Origin of the sequence: Butyrivibrio sp. XPD2006 (genome assembly GCF_000420865.1) — a bacterium.
Classification (GTDB): Bacteria; Bacillota; Clostridia; order Lachnospirales; family Lachnospiraceae; genus Butyrivibrio.
This window is the reverse complement of sequence record NZ_ATVT01000010.1, coordinates 48,756-64,010: the sequence shown is the minus strand read 5'-3', so window position 1 is coordinate 64,010 and position 15,255 is coordinate 48,756. Positions and strand designations below refer to the sequence as shown.

The 15,255-nt window shown below is 43.0% G+C and carries 12 protein-coding genes; 1 reads left to right on the top strand and 11 read right to left on the bottom strand.

Translation table 11 applies throughout. From position 1 onward, the window contains the following. Position 1 precedes the first annotated feature (1 nt). The 9 genes from G590_RS0111995 to glyA form a co-directional block, all read right to left on the bottom strand. Positions 2-901: a UbiA family prenyltransferase gene (locus tag G590_RS0111995; RefSeq protein WP_022765912.1), complete on the bottom strand. Its 900-nt coding sequence runs from the start codon at positions 899-901 to the stop codon at positions 2-4. Then, complete coding sequence (locus G590_RS0111990) at positions 886-1,758, bottom strand: phosphatidylserine decarboxylase (protein ID WP_022765911.1); 873 nt, start codon at positions 1,756-1,758, stop codon at positions 886-888. The genes G590_RS0111995 and G590_RS0111990 overlap by 16 nt, the downstream gene beginning before the upstream one ends. After that, the gene (locus G590_RS0111985) at positions 1,755-2,363 is read right to left on the bottom strand and encodes a CDP-alcohol phosphatidyltransferase family protein (protein WP_022765910.1); all 609 of its coding nucleotides are present in this window, start codon (positions 2,361-2,363) and stop codon (positions 1,755-1,757) included. Before G590_RS0111985 ends, G590_RS0111990 begins: the two co-directional genes overlap by 4 nt. Next, positions 2,363-4,891, bottom strand: a complete 2,529-nt coding sequence (locus G590_RS19380; protein ID WP_022765909.1) for a PEP/pyruvate-binding domain-containing protein — start codon at positions 4,889-4,891, stop codon at positions 2,363-2,365. Before G590_RS19380 ends, G590_RS0111985 begins: the two co-directional genes overlap by 1 nt. 14 nt (positions 4,892-4,905) lie before the next feature. Further along, positions 4,906-5,496 (bottom strand): CDP-archaeol synthase, encoded by a 591-nt coding sequence (locus G590_RS0111975; protein WP_022765908.1) that lies wholly within the window; start codon positions 5,494-5,496, stop codon positions 4,906-4,908. A 98-nt stretch (positions 5,497-5,594) separates the two neighbouring features. Then, on the bottom strand, positions 5,595-8,534 hold the full coding sequence (locus G590_RS0111970) for a hypothetical protein (RefSeq protein WP_022765907.1): 2,940 nt from the start codon (positions 8,532-8,534) through the stop codon (positions 5,595-5,597). Between the two features lie 24 nt (positions 8,535-8,558). Beyond that, on the bottom strand, positions 8,559-8,885 hold the full coding sequence (locus G590_RS0111965; protein WP_022765906.1) for a hypothetical protein: 327 nt from the start codon (positions 8,883-8,885) through the stop codon (positions 8,559-8,561). An 88-nt stretch (positions 8,886-8,973) separates the two neighbouring features. Then, positions 8,974-10,260, bottom strand: a complete 1,287-nt coding sequence (locus G590_RS19375) for a glycoside hydrolase family 3 N-terminal domain-containing protein (RefSeq protein WP_022765905.1) — start codon at positions 10,258-10,260, stop codon at positions 8,974-8,976. A 716-nt stretch (positions 10,261-10,976) separates the two neighbouring features. Then, entirely contained in the window at positions 10,977-12,215 is a 1,239-nt protein-coding gene (glyA, locus tag G590_RS0111955; protein WP_022765904.1) for a serine hydroxymethyltransferase, read from the bottom strand. Positions 12,216-12,369: 154 nt separating this feature from the next. Between glyA and G590_RS0111950 the strand changes: the two genes are divergently transcribed. Beyond that, positions 12,370-13,347, top strand: coding sequence for a diacylglycerol/lipid kinase family protein (locus G590_RS0111950; RefSeq protein ID WP_022765903.1), 978 nt, complete (start codon positions 12,370-12,372; stop codon positions 13,345-13,347). A 40-nt stretch (positions 13,348-13,387) separates the two neighbouring features. Here the strand turns inward: G590_RS0111950 and G590_RS0111945 are convergent, their stop codons facing one another. Both G590_RS0111945 and G590_RS0111940 read right to left on the bottom strand, forming a co-directional pair. Continuing rightward, a complete protein-coding gene (locus G590_RS0111945; protein WP_022765902.1) occupies positions 13,388-14,098 on the bottom strand; it encodes a serine/threonine protein phosphatase in 711 nt (236 codons plus the stop codon). 127 nt (positions 14,099-14,225) lie between these two features. Beyond that, positions 14,226-15,251 carry a glycosyltransferase family 2 protein gene (locus G590_RS0111940; RefSeq protein ID WP_022765901.1) on the bottom strand — a complete coding sequence of 342 codons (1,026 nt, stop codon included), beginning with the start codon at positions 15,249-15,251 and terminating at the stop codon, positions 14,226-14,228. Between the last annotated feature and the right edge of the window lie 4 nt (positions 15,252-15,255).

The following is a 15,255-nucleotide window of genomic DNA, read 5'->3' as shown; positions in this document are numbered from 1 at the left end:
ATTAAATCCTTCCTACCAGGAGAAAAACAACTATTGTGAGCAGCATAGTGGACTCCTGAAGATAGGTGTATATCTCCACCTTGTCTACCAGCACGAACTTCTCGGGATCTCTCATAAACTGGATAAACTTCCAGGTCATCCAGGAAACAAGACAGAAAAGTACAAGCACTGAAATGCGATTGAGTCTGTAGACCAGAATGAAATTGGTGATGATATCTACGATGGTAAGTATCATTACAAACCTTGTGGATCTCACATATCCAAAGAGCTTGGAGTATGTGGTGTAATCATTCTCATCCTTGGGCGCTCTGATCTTCCTTGATACTTCCCAGATAAGCGCAGGAAAGTACAGGGTCCAAAGTGCCATGATGTTTATCAGTGTTACAGGTCTTATTCCGTATTTGATGACGGTAAAAGAGATGATGTATAGATTTATGATCATCTGCACCGGATTGTGTGTCACCAGAGCAAGCGGGAGTGATGGCTGTATCTTGGCCTTCTGGAAAAACCATTTGCTCATAAGGTAGCCATAAAAATACAAAAACACACAGAACGGAAAGTTATTCATAAACAGGAAGTTGAGAATAAGCGCTATAGCCTGAACTATTATGCATACTATCACAACGTCCTTTTTGTATACGCGGCCGCTTGGCAGAGGCCTGTCAGGGAAAAGAGCTTTATCCGTCTCAAAGTCCTTGAGATCATCTGCGATCCTGAGCCACATTAAAAACGCAAACACCGTAAAAGCACCTATGAATTCCTGTATCGATATATTGAAGCTGGTGATTCCCTCATTTAACAGAATGATGAAGTGAATCTCAAGAAATACGATACAGCCAAGTACGAGCCTTGCCAGGATCGGGTATCTCTCCTTAAAATATATTCTTAATCTTCCAAACATTTTTTCTTACCTATTTTCTCTCCGTATTTAACCTTTGTCTCAATGCCGTTTCTGCTCTGGGCTAGAATATCCTCGTCAATGGCTACAGCATCTCTTTTAGTAAGGATAATGATTGTGGAGCCGCCTGGTTCAAAGAAGCCTTTCTCGTCTCCTCTTCTAAAGTTCTCGGGATAGCTGTTGTTTATTCTTCCAACCAGCATCGCGCCGACTTCAATCTGGATCAGCTTTCCGAAATTGGCTGTGTCCAGAACAGAAACCACACGGGTATTTTCTTTGTATATTTTATGATCCTTTGAAATTGAACTTACGGTATGAAGCCTGCCCTTTATCATGTAATGATCAGCAAGATGCCCATCGTCCACAAAGCAGTATCTGTGGCAGTCATCCATACAAAGTCTGAACACCAGGGCATATCCGCCTTCAAAATCATTTGCATGATCTCTTTTACCCAAAAGATCTGTCAGTGTATACTCACTGCCTTTGATATTCATCCTGAGATTCTCATCTATACCGTAAACAAGGAGCTTGGAATCTGCAGGCGAAACAAAGGCCTCAATATCAGAGTCCACATCTCTTGCACCGGGCGCAAAGCGTCTTGTAAAAAACTCATTGAAGGAAGAGTATGGCCTGTCCTCATACTCTGACATATCAATGCCATATTTTTCTATAAATCCCGGTATCTTTTTGGCACTGGACGGCAATGACATAAAACAGGCGTAGACGTTGGAAATAAGCGGAGAAACTGCAAGCCTTAATAATACACGCCCCACCGGGTTAGTATATAAAAACTTCAGTGCACCGCCTCCATACTGCTCAGCCTCTTCATATTTTTTCCTGGATCTGTCGTAAACTCTCATGGTATCACCAGATAAATAACAAGCATTACAATTGCAAGTATCCCGAAAAAGGCATACGCGATTCCCCTTGGCTTGATAACCTTGACCTTAAGAATGTAAAGCGCAGCTACAGTCAGGATAACAATGGTATAGATGATTTCAAAAGTCGTGGCATCAATAAAGTATTTTAAAAGATATGCCACCGGAAATATCAGAGCTGAATATGTTACAGGAAGTCCCGTATAATACTTGATCGGTCCGTTTTCATCGGCTGTATATACATTGAAATATCCAAGCCTTGCCACAGCACACAGTGCATATATAAGATACAGAATTATCTGATAAACGTGTGTCATCCCCATGGCTGAAAAGATCACTATTGGAAGTGCCACAAAATCTATTGCGTCCGCAAGAGAATCCAGCTGTATTCCAAAAGCCTTCTCCTCTTTAGTCCGCTTAAATAGTCTGGCAACCGAGCCGTCAAAGAGATCGCACACTCCTGCCACCATAAAACACGCAAAGGCGTACCTCACATCTATTCCTGCCACTGCAATTATCATTCCCAAAACAGCAACCCCCATACCGAAATATGTGAGGATCACTGATTTATTCCAAAATCCAATCATTATTCTTCTCCGGTTTCTTTAGTGTTTTTTACATCGAGGACAACTCTTCCGGTCATTCCGTCAATGGTTATTATCTGCCCGTCTTTTATCTGCGTCATGGCATCCTTGCAGCAGACTATCGCCGGTATCCCGTACTCACGAGATACAATTGCAGCATGGCACAGGATACCTCCGTACTCCGTGACAATCCCCGACAGAATTGCAAACTTCGGAGTCCAGCCTGTATCCGTAAATCGAGTAACAAGAATATCACCTTCCTGAAGACGCCCTATCTGAGAGAAATCCTCTATAACTCTGGCAGTTCCTGTAATCTGTCCGTTTCCTGCTCCAAGTCCCTGCAGAAAAGCATTGTTTTCATCGCCCTTCAGAGGCGCAAAATCACATCCCAGTTCGTTATCACTGATGTAATTCCTATAGCAGTTGTAGTACTTTCTGTTTTTCTCGATTATCTTATCGAGGTCTGCAGCGCTTAGTTTGCCTGCAATATAATCCCAGAGATTGCCCACCTTGAGCATCCATACATCATCAACATTTTTAAGCACGCCATCTGCGCATAGCTTCTCGGCATACCTGATAGTATAGATCCTGAGCAGGTAGTAGAACCTTGTGGAAACATCTCTGAATTCTTCCCTCCACCAGAGCATGTTTCTCATGCCTTCTATCTTGGCACTGAGCTTTTTAAACTTTTTCTCGGATACTCTTTCTCTTAACTCCTCAAGCTTCTGCCTGTAAACCCGTGTGCCCCTCTCCTTATCCTCCATCGGTGAGTAACTGTCATCCAGCATCACCATGTCTTTTACCATGACGATGATAGGAAGCGGATCCTCATAGTAGCAGGGATAGGTCACGTCAAGCTCCTTGTCGGAATGATACCCGTAATCAGAAATGAGCTTTCTTACCTGTGGCAGCATATGAGAATCTGCCAAAAGATCTTTTGCAATATCCTCTGTATTGGTATCCTGCCAGTATGTGAAAGCTTCATCGCTATTTCTGATGTTTCTTGTAACCTCCCACATATCATAAAACGGAAGGAGGTGTGAAATGTTATCAATGCTTCCCAAAAGAGCTATGTAGTCGCTCTCGCTGACATACTTAAGCAGGCTGTCCTTGAATATGGACTGGTGTATAGTGTTTATAAATATCTGCCAGAAATAGGTTGTCTCACTGCGCAGATATCTCTCGTGAGTAAGATCGTAAAAATCCGACTGTATGTCTTTTATCTCATCATTGTCATATTTTGTCTTGTAATCTGTGTAAATTTCAAGAAGTTCTCTCTTATAGCGTTCCGAGTTCTTCTTTCTGTCATCAAGGAGCTTTTTCTGCTTGATGGCAATTCTGGCCATTCCCCATAAAGTTCCGGGAGTCACGCCTGTTGTCTGACCATCGCCCTCATAGTTTCCAGAAATACCGTACTCATTGTCAAAGTCTCTTTCCTTGTAGCCTATAACGCGGCTCATGGCTTTCTTGACTGCGGAGAGGTTCCAGTAACAACGTCCGTAGAACATCTCGCCAAGCTTCACAGGCAGTTCTTCGTCCCTGAGAATATCCGTATCAACTATAAAGCGTCTGAGAGCATGCTCCCAGATATACTCATAAAGACTCCACATATAAGGAGTGCACACGCTGGCAGAAACTCCTCCGTCCTTGAAGTCAGCTGTAGTCCAAAGGTCCTTGATCCCCCGGTACTGGATTTTGGTTATCTCCCTGGCCTGTAAAATAAAGAGTTCTCCGTCTTTTACCGCAAACTCTATGTCACAGGGTACGCCAAAAAGCAGCTGGATACCGGTAAAAATTTCTGCAAAATCCGCAAGCTTCTCCGGGCTGATGAGTTTGTTCTCCGGGTTCCTGTTGTTTTCATGAAGATCATACCAGTCGTAAAGATACTGCTCAGGCTTGGTCTTCCCACTGACGATGTTCTCTCCGAGACCCTCGGATACCTCTATCAGCATCTCCTTGTCATTGCCGGTTGCAGGATTTAACGTAAATGCAATACCGCTGTAATCTGCATCGACCATTTCCTGAATGATAACGCACATCCTGTAATCCGAAGCAGGTATCTTGTTATCTGCAAGATAGCTCAGGACAGTCTCCGAAAACATGGACCTGTAACAGTCAATTACTCTCTCTGCAATGTCCTTCTTTTCTACGTTCAGAGTGGTGTCATACTGCCCTGCGAACGAAAAATCCTTAAGATCTTCTGCCATACAGCTGCTTCGCACTGCGTAGAGCTTACCGGTATCTGTATGAGCTGAAATGTCCAGCTTTGTAGCACCATAAAGTTCAGCTCTGTCAAAGAGTTTTATCAGGTTCTCTGATGTACTCTTAACATTATCTTTGTTAAGCTCTGACAGCAGTTCATCTATCTGCTTCTGTATTCCGTTTAGTTTAATGGTTTCGGTGTAAGTATCGCCATCAAGGATCAGTCCGTTCGGAACTCTGAAGCCATGCCTCTTCATAAGCCAAAGATTGCCGGCTTTATTTCCCACTCCCTTTAATTGTGCGTTCTTGTCTCTTATCTCAAATGTCACGTGGTTTTCCCCTTTTAGAACATATTTTTTCTCAGATGAGCAAAGTACAGCAGCATATTGAAAATAATGTGAGTTACTGCGCCCACCACTACAAATCCAATGTATTTAAGAATTCCAAGATCATAGAAAAACCATACCACAAGGGCACAGCCAAATATTGAATCCGCCTGATCGACAAAAACAAAGATTGCTTTTTTTATTCCCGTCGCAGGTTTACCGGGAGTTATGCTAAGTCTTCTTTTTACAAAGCTGTTGGGAAGCTCAAAAAGCGCATAGGCAAGTCCAAGTAAAACTCCGACAATCATATTGAAAGTAAGCGTATTCTCATTGTTTATATAGAAAAAATCAAGCGAATTAAGAGCAGTATTTCTGATGGCGAATCCCCATATCACTGTAAATACGGTGCCAAAGATCAAATATCCCAAAAATCCCTTCCAGGTCTTGTTATCACCAAATATCCTGTTTCCATCACGCAGAACACGGCCGCCATCCATTGGAACCTGCATGGTTTTCAGAATTTTAAGTTTGCAAAAGATCATATTGAATATCCCTGACAGAATAACAGGGCCAAGAGTCACATACATCTGTGCGATCAGGTGTAGCATTTTATATCCCCCAATATAGTTTTCCTCAAAAAACTATTATACACCAACAACAAGAAAACCAGCACCTTAAAGGTGCCGGTTTCCCTTATTATCAGCAATTATTTATCTATCTTGGCTTTCTCTTCCTGTTTCTTTTTATGCTTCACGTACATCTCTCTTCCGGCTTCTCCGAAGAGTGCTATAAGAAGCAGCCACCAGAAGCCCATATTATCTTCTTTTACAGGAGCTTCTTCCAGAAGTCCCTTGGCCGCATCCTCATCCTCAATGGTTATTGTAGCTGCGTTTTTATCTTCTCTGACTTCACCTGTCTCTGTATCTACGGCATCTGCAAGTGCAACACCGCCATCCTCAATTGTAGTTGTTTCTCCCGTTCCGGCACCTTCTGCTATAGCTTCATCTCCGCCGGCTGTCAATGCATTCTCAGATGCCTGACGTGCTGCTCTTCTTTGGTCAACTACTACAGGAGCAGAGTCCTGCAAAGGAGTCTCTTCGGGAGCTATTACAGTTGCTGCAGGTGCAACTGCCTGTGCTGCAGGTGCCACATAGTCTACTGCCGGCACAACCGCCTGTGCTACAGGTGCTGATGCATTATCTGCTGCCCGAACTGCTGCCGTTTCTGCAGGAGCCACCGCTGTCGCTGCAACTGTGGGTGCTTCATCGGGAGTTACCACTGCCGCTGCAGGTGCTTCCTCAGGAGTTACCACTGCTGCCGCAGCTCTTGCTGCAATGATATCTTCAACCACACTTGCTACGTCTCCTGTAGTCTCAACCGTTACAGGTCGAACCGGATTGAGACGAAGGAGTGTATTGTCAAGGTCTGCCTTGGCATTTCCGAATCCCTCCTGAAGCCTTGTAAGATTATTCTGGGCTGTTTCCACTTTCTTGTTAGACTCATCGAGCATCTTGTCCAGCTCAGTAAGAACCTCTCTGACTGTCATCTTGTTCAGTTCATCGGCTCTCTCCTGATCAACCTCCAGCCCAAAGTATGTAGCAACATCTTCAATACCGAGAGCATTTACAGCCAGAACCGATCTCTTTTTCTGATTCTTAAGGTCATCTATGGCTTCACTTAGCTTCTCTGCCTCTTGTTGTGCTACCGCAACCGCCTGCTGAGCCTTTTCTGTTGCAGTCTCAAAACCGACATATTTATCAGCCAGGGCTGCGGCATTATTATCCTTAGTTGACTGTCCATTGATAAACTTATTGAGAGCTGCGCTTTCTTCAAGGATTTTGGCCAGCTTATCACCGCCAAGTCTTTCATTGAGTGATGATGAAACCGGAGACTTGGCATCATATGCGTAATAATTAACGTTGGCATCACTACCTACAACCAGGCAATTTGCATTGTGGAACAGATTGTTCTGGTTCTGTACTACCAGACGAAGCTGCATGCCGGTATCATTGCCATCAGCATCTTTAATATACATGCTTCCGTCTTCATTCTTGCCGATGGTGCCTGCTGCAATCATCTCGTTTATTTCATCAATAGCTTTATATACCTTAGTTCCGTTGTCCTCATAAACATAGACATCCAACTCGCCATTATAAACCATTGTTTTAAGCTTATTGGTGTTCTTGATAATCTTATTGTATTTCTGATTTAGATATCTTGTGGCACCCAGTTCTTCCTCTGTCTTTTCATAAACGACGATAACATTTCCGTTGGTAGACCTTGCACCACTGTGCCAGTCGCTGTTACTGCCCTGTTTTTCTATACTATCCCAGTTAAAGTATTTTGTGCCCGGTTTTATTTTTCCGTCTTTATCTCTATAGTAGAAAGTAACCTTTGCAGCGTTATATTCCTGCTTTTCAATTGATACAAGACCTTCATCGTTATCGGTTCCGTCCTTGATGTACTGCCATTTGATTTCATATTCCGGTCCCTGTACCACATCAATATCAAGCTTTTGTGATAGGAAGTAGTTCTCGACAACTGACTCCATTACAGCGCGGTTCTTTGGAATGTTACCACCTATCTTACCTTTCCAGTTATCTCCGCTGGTCTGTTTGAGATTATCGGCTTCCTGAGCATCTTCAAGCTTGTCACCGACAATATCAAGAGCTTCTGCCAGATTATCAACTTTCTTCTTGGCTTCCTCAATATCCTTCTGAGCTTCCTGAGTCTTCTCATCAGCGCTGTTAATTTTATCGCCGTATTCCTTCTCAGCAAGTTCCATCTTTTCCTCTGCAGCCTTAAGGTTCGCTGTTGCTGCCTCATACTGCTTGGTCAGATTGTCGTAGAATTCCTTCATGGCATCAAGAGTAGACTTGGTATCAACAACCAGCTTCTCAAGATCGTTATATGCTTTGTTTGCTTCTTCCGCAGTGCCTGCTTCTTTTATTGATTCTATCAGAGCATCTGCTTTTTCCTGAGTCTCTATGGAATCCTGAACCATATGTTCAGCTTTCTCTGTTGCATACTTAACATCTTCAAAAGCAGCCTTGGCTTCATTGACCACATCCTCTTCATGCGCAGAAGCCTCTTTATCTGCTTCTCCGGCATCATCCAGATCCTGTTTTACCTCAGCAGCTTTATCAGCAGCAGCATCAAGAGAAGACAGTGCAGACGGATCTCCGGCCTCGCTGTCGTTCACTATCGCGTTTGCTGCTTCTATTACATTTTCTATGGCTTTATTTGCTTCGTTATCTTTTGACGTTCCCGCTTCGCCTGCAACAGCTGCATTTTCTGAAATAAGTATTTCCTGTGCAGCAGCCTCAGCCTCCACAGCAGCGCTCTGAAGCTGCTGTTCTCCTGCCTCAGTCTGCTGTTCGCCTTCCTCTGCCTGCTTTTCTTCTCCTGCTGCAGCTTCCTGAACAACCTCTGCCTGTTCTTCAGCCTGCTCTGTAATTGCCGGCGCATTATCTTCCTGAGAAGCAAGAGCTTCACCTTCAGTAGTTGTATCCGGAGTATCATCAGGTGGAGCTGTCGGCTCACCATTCGCATATGCGGTTATAGGCATCGCAAGCGCCATCATTGCTGAAATTCCAACTGTAAGTGCTGAGACCAGTCTTCTGTTAGTAAGTTCATTTTTTCTCATAATGATACTCCTCTTCCAAACAAATTATTCCTGCGGTTCCTCGTCAATTCCAATCTGTTCAAACAGATACTGGAGTACATCTGATGTAAATTTCCTTGCCTTAAAAGCCACTGATTTCTTGGGCCCGAGTTCCTGATCTTCTCTGACCGCTTCAGAGTACATGATCATTGTTTCTGTTACAACTATCATATCCCTACCAACAAGATTGGGTACTCGCTTATCAACCGTGATCGCGATTCCCAGCGGACTGACATTCTTAACCTGTCCATAAAACTTTTCAAGAGTCTGTCTGTCCACGATAACACTGTTTGCCAAAAACTCAATTCTGTTGATACTTCTGCGTTCTTCCATGTTTACCCCCTGGTTTATAAAATTATTTATTTTTTATTTTAAATAAACAAAAAAGGAATGCATATGCATTCCTTTAGTTTCGAGTATGTCACCCACCTGAAGATATCCGACTGACTCTGTCGGCATACTTGATAGTATAAATTCTTCTGAGGGATTCATTAATTCTTTCTTCGCTGATGTTACCGTCCTGAACCTCTGCCAGTAAGCCAGCGTAAGCCTCTTCAAAATTTTCAGGAATGTATATCATATCTGCTCCAGCCTTAATGGCTGCTATAGCAGCATCTTTCGATGTGTAATACTCAGTAACTGCTTTTTCATTTAAAGGAGCGGTGATAACAACACCTTCGAACCCCAGCGCTCCTCTCAGCTCATCCTCAACTATCTTATCTGAAAGACAAGCCGGTGTATTATCTCCCGTAAGTTCCGGGAGCGAAACATTTGATACCATCATCGCTCCTATGCCGGAGTCAATGGCATTTTTGAAGACCTCATATTCACCGATAACAAGATCTTCTCTGGTCGACTCACTTGCTGCCATACCCGAAGTCGTATCGCCCTTTTGCGGGAAAAGATATCCGCAGGATGTAATTCCCGCATCCTGAAGTCCTGTGGCATAGGCACTCGTAAGTTCCTTAACAGTATCTATATCCGATCCGAATTCTCCATTCTCAACAACTTCCATATCAGGTCCTACCGCAAAATTGAACCCATTCTTAAAGAGTTCGGCTCCTGCTTTATTACCTGCATCCATAGCTGTCTGAGAATCTGTGATCTCACCCTCCGGTCCTGTTCCAAGCGTTGTCCTTACTGAATCAGAAACACCTGACTGCTCCGAAAGGATAGTAAATATCGGATACTTACTCATTGTAGCTGTTGTCTCCAGCATCTCTTTTATCTGATCTGTAGACTTAATATTCTTGGGAGCATATATAACTCCGCCCACTGCGTAATTGGAAAGAGCTTCCTGTGTTCCTGTACCTGCCTTCACCGCAGTATCGACTCCTGTCAGCTGCTCAGGAGTAACAAGGAAAAGCCCCGCCACCTTATCTTCCAGTGTCATCTCGGAAATAATGCTTCCAAGGACTTCATCCATCAGTTCATCTTCTGTATACTCCTGAACCTCCTCGGTTTCTTCAGGAGTTTCTATCACCGCCGGTTCTTCAGAAGCTTCCTGGACAGCCTCCGGTGCCACTTCCTCTGTATTCGGTTTCACTCCCAGGCTCTTCCTCAGCATATGGATACCAAATACAAGTACTCCAACCACTACCAGGAATATCACGCCCAAGGTTATATATGCTGCAAGCTGGCTCTTTTTTCTTCGCGCTCTTCGAGCCAGTCTTTTCTCATCAAAATCCTGTTCGTCCAAACGTGCCATCTGTATCCCCAATCAAACTATTTTCTAATTTATATGATAGCACAAAAAGGTACATAGCACACATTTTCTTGCGCATACTACGTTGTCATTCACAGTTCTGTAAACACACAAATAGGGCAGAAGCTTCATCGATATTACCTGCTTCTGCCCTTATGCCGAGTACTCATCAAATTCAATTGTTATTACGTCCAACGGACTAATCCTCCAATTCTCAGCCCCATCGTTCCATTAACTTTTGCATTTAGATGCTGTGGTTGCAAGGTGGAGATTTTGTCATAACCACTAATCATGTACTTGAAGTGCTGTCGTTCTGATACTTACTTTCTTACAATACTTCTAATTTCTTTTTCTAAAACTCACTTAGTATGCTGGTGGAGTGTACCATCCTTTCCCTGAATATTTTAATTACCTATCCCTTTGGAGTGTACCTGCCTTTCTTTCTCCCCGGCTCTGTTTGTTCTATATACCTGGGGCGAAGTATTTTCGATATCTTATAAGTATCTCTTGATGGTTTTATTATATTCAGAGCCCCGAGATTTGTCAATACATTTTTTGATAATCCGCCAATTATTTAGAAACTATCGTTTAAATTGTAGTATTTTCTGTTAATTATTCTAATTGTATATTCATTTTATACAATTCTGCAAATAAAAGAACTGCTACATCAATGCCTTGATATAGCAGTTCAAATAATATGTCAATTCAGATTTGATAAATTAATCCAGTGGATATTTGTCAGTCAATTTCTTAATGATTGCTCTTGCTTCGTCATTCTTCTCACCCTTGTTCTTGATAACAATTGAGATAGCTTCCGCAATCTGATCCATATCCTCAGTGTTCATTCCTCTTGTTGTTACAGCAGGTGTTCCAAGTCTTATTCCGCTTGTTACAAATGGTGACTGCTGCTCATTTGGAATGGTGTTCTTGTTGGCTGTGATGTGAGCGTCGTCAAGCCATGCTTCTACTTCTTTACCTGTAAGTCCGAAGTTTGTAAGATCGATGAGCATAAGGTGGTTATCTGTTCCACCGGATACGATCTTGATCCCACGGCTCATAAGACCGTTGCAAAGAGCCTTTGCATTGTCAACGATGTTCTGTGCATACTGCTTGAACTCAGGTGAGAGAGCCTCTTTGAAGCAGATGGCTTTTGCTGCAACAACATGCTCGAGTGGTCCGCCCTGGATTCCGGGGAATACAGCCTTGTTAAACTTGTATTTATCCTGTGCTGCCTGATTCCAAAGGATAAGACCTCCTCTTGGTCCACGAAGAGTCTTGTGAGTTGTGGTTGTTACAACATCTGCATATGGGAACGGACTTGGATGAAGACCTGCAGCAACAAGTCCTGCGATGTGTGCCATATCTACCATGAGAACAGCTCCGCAAGCATCAGCTGCCTCTCTGAATTTCTTAAAGTCGATGGTTCTGCAGTAAGCTGAAGCTCCGGCGATAATAAGCTTAGGCTTGTGCTCTACTGCAAGCTTGTACATGTTGTCGTAATCAAGAATTCCGTTTTCGTCTACACCATAAGGAACGATATTGTAGTATGTTCCCGAAATATTGGCACTGCTGCCGTGTGTAAGATGTCCGCCCTGCTCAAGGTCCATACCCATGATAGTATCGCCCGGCTTAAGGAGTGCAAACTGAACAGCCAGATTTGCCTGAGCTCCTGAGTGAGGCTGAACATTAACATAATCGCAATGGAACAGCTCTTTTGCCCTGTCTCTTGCTATGTTCTCAACCTTATCTACAACATAACATCCGCCGTAGTATCTTTTCCCCGGGAGACCCTCAGCGTATTTGTTTGTAAGCGGACTTCCCATTGCTGCCATGACAGCCTTGCTGGTCCAGTTCTCTGATGCGATCAGCTCGATGTGGTCATTCTGGCGAGCTACCTCTTCCTCGATCAGGGAAGCAATTTCCGGGTCAACCTTCCTAACTTCTTCCAATGAATACATTTACCAAATCCTCCTGAATCTTTACATAAGACTTGACGCATTTACAGTTTAATGCGTTAAAGCAACATCTTGGTTATAGTATCATACTCTCTCTAAAAATTCTATAGTTTTTATGGTACAATTTATGACGAAAATAATTAATTGGGGGATTTACATGTATTACTGCATAGTTAACCCTTCCGCCAGATCAGGCAAGGGAAAAGATATTTGGGAACTGCTTGAAAAGAAATTCACAGAAAAAGGTTTGGAATACAGAGCTGTTTTTACCAAGGGCCCCGGACACGCCACCAAACTGGCACAGAGCCTTACAGCACCCAAGTCTTCCGATAATGACAAAAACGGCCCGATCAAGCTGATCGTACTTGGCGGAGACGGAACCTTAAATGAAGCAATAAACGGAATTCAGGATTTTGAAAACACTCTTGTCGGATACATCCCAATCGGTTCAAGTAATGATTTTGCAAGAGATCTGTCTTTTCCCAAGAAAGCCGACGACCTCATTGAGCGCATCCTTGAAGCGAAAATCGTTAGGACTCTTGATCTCGGAAAGCTCACTTACAACTCCATGTCCAGGGTAACATCACGACTTCATGAGGACCGCATTGCCGTAACAAGACTCTTTGACGTAAGTGCCGGAATCGGATTTGATGCAGCCGTCTGCGAACAGGCTCTCTCATCCAACACCAAGAATTTTCTCAATAAAATAGGCCTCGGCAAGCTCACCTACGGATCAATTGCCCTAAGGCAGCTCTTCAACGCAGAGAAGGTACCGTGCGAGATAACCTTGGACGGCAGCAAGACCATTCACTTAAAGCGATTTATCTTCATAGCAGCTATGGTACATCACTATGAAGGCGGAGGTTTTAAATTTGCTCCAAACGCTGACCTCACGGACGGAAAATTCGATCTTGTCTATGCCGGCGATATGCCCTCAGCTAAAATGCTCCTGGCGCTTCCGCTTTCCTTTATCGGCCACTACTTCTGGATAAAGGGAATCGGACATCACCTTGTTCAGAAAGTATCCATTAAAACCGACAAGCCGATGTGGGTACATACAGACGGTGAGGTATCAGTCAAATCCGACCACATAACCTTTGAATGTCTTAAACAAAAACTCAAAATGATGAATTAAAAAATCCTCTCTGTTCAAAAACGAACAGAGAGGATTTATTTTAGTTATATCTGACTGCCACTTTCTCTTCCTGCCTTGAGCAGAAGTTCTCAAGAAATGGTGAATGATAGAACACGATGTAAAAGATTATGGCCATAATAAATGCAGTGATCACATCGTATACCGAATGCTGCTTGATGAACATTGTGGAAAGGATAATTGAAATACCGATGAAGTCGCTTATAACTTTGCCGGTTTTCTTTATCCTCTTGCTGTGATGAACAGCAATCATTGTTCCCAGCGAATTGTACACGTGAATGCTGGGCCAGAGGTTTGCAGAAGAATCTGTTCTGTAGATCATCTGCACAAGATGTGTAAAGACATTATCTCTTGGCATTACAACAGGTCTCAAATGATGCATATTGGGGAACAGTGTCGATACAACAAGGAACACTGTCATACCTGTAGCCAGGAAGATGAAGTTCTTATAATAGTCCTCTACATCAAACGAAAGCATAAAGAACAGAAGTGTTACTGATACATACAAAAACCATGTATAGTATGGAATAACAAAAATCTCATTGAATGGGATAATGTCATCGACAGCTGTATGTATGATCGAGTAATGTGAGAATGTGTGCTTCTCAATGGCAATAAACCAAATCATATAAATGGGCGCATAAATCAGGATGGGCATGGCAAGATGCAAAAGATCTCCAAGCAGCCCCTTGTCAACCGTCCTTCCGGTCCACTTTTCGTATTTCTTTTTCATAATATTCCTCATAAATTCAAGCAAAACTCAATGATGTCAATTATTCTAGCACTTTAAGTGTGATTGTAAATCATCAGAATCACCATAAAATATTCTAAATAACGTTAAGTTTTAGGAAAAATATCCATTAATTGAAATGGAATATCTTCTGAAGGAGCTTATATCCGGCGAGAGTGATCTTTCTTCCTCCCTTACCCGGAAGATAAATATATGTTCCCTCGATACTGTATCTGATCTTGGTGTACAGAAGGAAGTTCTTCTCTTTAATGTAATCGAGAAGCTCCTGTCTCTTGGCCAGATTCTCTTTTGTGTCCTCTGTTATCAAAAGAACTGAAGAAATGGCTGTAATGATCTCAAGATAATTGAACATATATTTATGACGCTCATGCTGTGAACGAATCATACCGTAATTCTCAACATAGTAATCTACCATCAGCTTGTTGACTCTGAGCTGCTGATCTATACGAGAGAGCATGATCTGCTGATTGACTGACTGATCCTCTCTTCCGATGTAATAGTAGTAAAAGTTTACATCGAGATAGTACATGTTCTTAACAAACGGAAGCGGATTGAACACGTAAATATTATCTACATAGAAAGTATGCTCAGGGAGCTTAAGTCCGCACTGTCTAAGAAGCTTGGTTCTGTAGATTACAGAGTGCATGAGAAGATAATGTCCCTTGGGAGTTCTCTTTACATCCTTCCATGTGAAGAGCTGCTCAATCGGGAACATTGTGTTGTAGCGCATTACCTTGTGGCGCTTCTCTCCCACTTTGTTGTATACGAAGTTACTTATAAGAAGATCCAGCTGTTTGTCTCCACCTGCAAGTTCTGCAAGGGTGCTGAGGATCTTTCTGTATGCTATCTCTTTTACCCAGTCATCGGAATCAACAACCTTGAAGAAAAGGCCTGTTGCATGCTCGATACCGGCGTTAACCGCTGAGCCGTGTCCACCGTTGGGCTTGTGGATTGCTCTGCATATTGTAGGATATTTGGCCTCATACTGATCGGCAATCTCTGCTGTCCTGTCCTTGGATCCGTCATCTACTATGAGAATCTCAACCTCTTCACCGCCCACAAGCAGTGAATCGATACATTTCTCCATATAGTCCTGTGAATTGTAGCAAGGTACTGCAATTGATAATAACTTCATTAAC